Here is a 3,318-nt window from a genome sequence, read left to right on the forward strand (position 1 = left end):
TGGGTAGGTGCTCATAATATTGATTCAGGAGCTATGCAAGTTGGGGATATGATGGCATTTATACAATATGTTATGCAAATAATAATGTCATTCTTAATGATATCAATGTTATCAGTTATATTACCAAGAGCATCTGTATCAGCTACTCGTATAAGTGAAGTTTTATCTACGGATATTTCTGTAAAAGATATTGAAAACACTAAAAGCTTAGATGAATCAAAAGACGGGTATGTGGAATTTAAAAATGTATCATTTAAATATCCAGATGCAGAAGATGATGTAATAAGTAATATAAACTTTGTTGCTAAACCAGGTCAAACAACAGCATTTATAGGAAGTACAGGAAGTGGTAAGTCAACACTTGTAAACCTAATACCTCGCTTCTTTGATGCAACAGAGGGTGAAGTTTTAGTAAATGGTATAAATATAAAAGAAGCAAGTCAACATGAACTTAGAGAAAAAATAGGATATGTTCCACAAAAAGGAGTTTTATTCTCAGGAACTATTGATAGTAATATAAGATATGGAGCAGAAGATGCAAGTATAGACGAAATAGAGAAGTCTTGTAAGATAGCTCAAGCGATGGAGTTTATTCAAGAAAAACCAGATAAGTTTGAAACAGAAATATCACAAGGTGGTACAAACGTATCTGGAGGTCAAAAACAAAGACTTTCTATTGCTCGTGCATTAGCTAAAAAACCAAATATACTAATATTCGATGACAGTTTCTCAGCATTAGATTTAAAGACAGATGCAAAGCTTAGAAAAGAATTAAAAGCTGAAATTAAAGATTCTACAGTAATTATGGTAGCTCAAAGAATAAGTACTATAATTAATGCAGAGCAAATAATAGTTTTAGATGAAGGTAAAATGGTCGGTATAGGAACACATGAAGAACTTATGAAAAATTGTGAAGTATATAATCAAATTGCACTATCTCAACTTTCAAAGGAGGAGTTAGGACATGAATAATCAAAACAATGCACAAAAACCAGGTCGTATGGGTGGCCGTATGGGTGGTCCTATGGGTGGAATGGGCAACGTAGAAAAGGCCAAGAACTTCAAAGGGACTATGAAAAAATTATTTAAGTATTTAAAGCCATACACAATACCTATGATATTTGTTGTAATATTTGCAATAGGTAGTGCTGCATTTAATATAGTAGGACCCAAGATATTAGGAAATGCTACTACAAAAATATTTGAAGGATTAGTAAGTAAAGTTAGTGGAAAAGGTGATGGTATAGATTTTAGCTTTATATCAAAAACTTTAACTATGTTAGCTGGTTTATATGTTATAAGTGCTTTATTTTCATTTGTTCAAACTTTTGTAACATCTGATATAGCTCAAAAAGTGTCGTATAAACTAAGAAAAGAAATATCTGAAAAGATAAACAGATTACCACTTAAATACTTTGATAAAAATAAACACGGAGAAGTATTATCAAGAGTAACAAATGATGTAGATGCTATAAGTCAAAATTTAAATCAAATTTTATCTCAAATGATAACAGCAGTAACAACTATTATAGGGGTTCTTATAATGATGTTATCGATAAGTGTAAGAATGACTTTAGTAAGTTTAATAATAATACCATTATCATTATTATTTATAATGATAGTATTTAAAAAATCACAAAAATACTTTAAAGACCAGCAAAAATATTTAGGTCATGCAAATGGTCATATAGAAGAAATATATAGTGGTCATAATATAATGAAAGCATTTAATGGAGAAGAAAAAGCAATAGCTGAATTTGATGAATTAAATGATACATTATATCATTCTGCTTGGAAATCTCAGTTCTTATCAGGTATGATGATGCCAATAATGACTTTCATAGGTAACTTAGGGTACGTAATGGTTGCTATAATGGGTGGATACCTTGCTATAAAGGATGCTATAAAGGTAGGAGATATATTATCTTTTATTCAATACACAAGATCATTTATGCAGCCGATAGCTCAAACTGCTCAAATAGCGAATGTAATGCAATCAACAGCAGCCGCAGCAGAAAGAGTATTTGAGTTTTTAGAAGAAACAGAAGAAAGTGAAGATGCAAAAAATACAGTTTCAACTGAAAATATAAAAGGAGAAGTTGAATTTAAGAATGTTCACTTTGGATATGATGAAGACAAAATAATAATAAATGACTTCTCATTAAAAGTAAAGCCAGGCCAAAAGGTGGCAATAGTAGGACCAACAGGAGCTGGTAAAACAACAATAGTAAAATTACTTATGAGATTCTATGAATTAAATAGTGGAAATATATTAATTGACGGACATGATTCTAAAGAATTTACAAGAGATGATTTAAGAAAGATGTTTGGTATGGTTTTACAAGATACTTGGTTATTTAATGGAAGTATTAAGGAAAATATTCGTTATGGTAAACTAGATGCAAGTGATGAAGATATAGAAAGCGCTGCAAAGCTAGCTCATGCTCACCACTTTATTAAAACATTACCTGATGGTTATAATTTAGAAATAAATGAAGAAGCAAACAATATATCTCAAGGACAAAAACAATTATTAACAATAGCAAGAGCAATACTTGCAGATCCAAAGATACTAATATTAGATGAGGCTACAAGTTCAGTAGATACTCGTACAGAATTATTAATACAACAAGCTATGGAAAATCTTATGGAAGACAGAACAAGTTTTATAATAGCTCATAGACTATCAACTATAAGAAATGCAGATCTAATATTAGTAATGAGGGATGGCGATATAGTAGAGCAGGGGAATCACAAAGAACTATTAAAAGCAAATGGATTCTATGCTGAACTTTATAATAGTCAGTTTGATCAAGGGGAAGCTTGTTAATAGAATAAGCTACAATTATCTAATATAAATATAGTTGTATAAATCTTTAGGACTAGGAGTTTATTAGTATATAAGTAGCAAATAAAAAAGAATATTTTAAATTGAAATAAAAGACATGAAGCTTAAAAAATGATTTTTTTAGTTTCATGTCTTTTTAATATAAGGATTTTATATCTGTAAGGTTATGTAAAGTTAGTGAAATGAATCATGTGTATAGATATTTTTAATATAAATTAACAAAAATAAAAAAGTTTTATGAAAAGTATTGACGATATTAAATTAAGATGATATAGTATTACTTGTCCTTAAGAAAAGGGCAAAAACAAAAAAGCGCTGACACAGTCGCTTAAAATGAACTTTGAAAATTAAACAGTAGGTTAATTTATAGAATTGAAACAAACCAAACAAACAAAGCCAGATATATAACAGTATCTGAGCCCGTTAAACTTTTATTTGAGAGTTTGATCCTGGCTCAGGATGAACGCTGG

2 protein-coding genes are annotated in these 3,318 nt (G+C 29.8%); both read left to right on the forward strand.

What is annotated here, in order from left to right; all coding sequences use genetic code 11:
• Positions 1-972: ABC transporter ATP-binding protein (locus VLM92_RS07340; protein ID WP_325275686.1), on the forward strand; the 972-nt coding region annotated here is incomplete at its 5' end.
• A complete protein-coding gene (locus VLM92_RS07345; protein ID WP_325275687.1) occupies positions 965-2,830 on the forward strand; it encodes an ABC transporter ATP-binding protein in 1,866 nt (621 codons plus the stop codon). The genes VLM92_RS07340 and VLM92_RS07345, both read left to right, overlap by 8 nt.
• Positions 2,831-3,318 lie beyond the last annotated feature (488 nt).

Source organism: Romboutsia sp. (assembly GCF_035470145.1).
Taxonomy (GTDB): Bacteria; Bacillota; Clostridia; order Peptostreptococcales; family Peptostreptococcaceae; genus Romboutsia_D.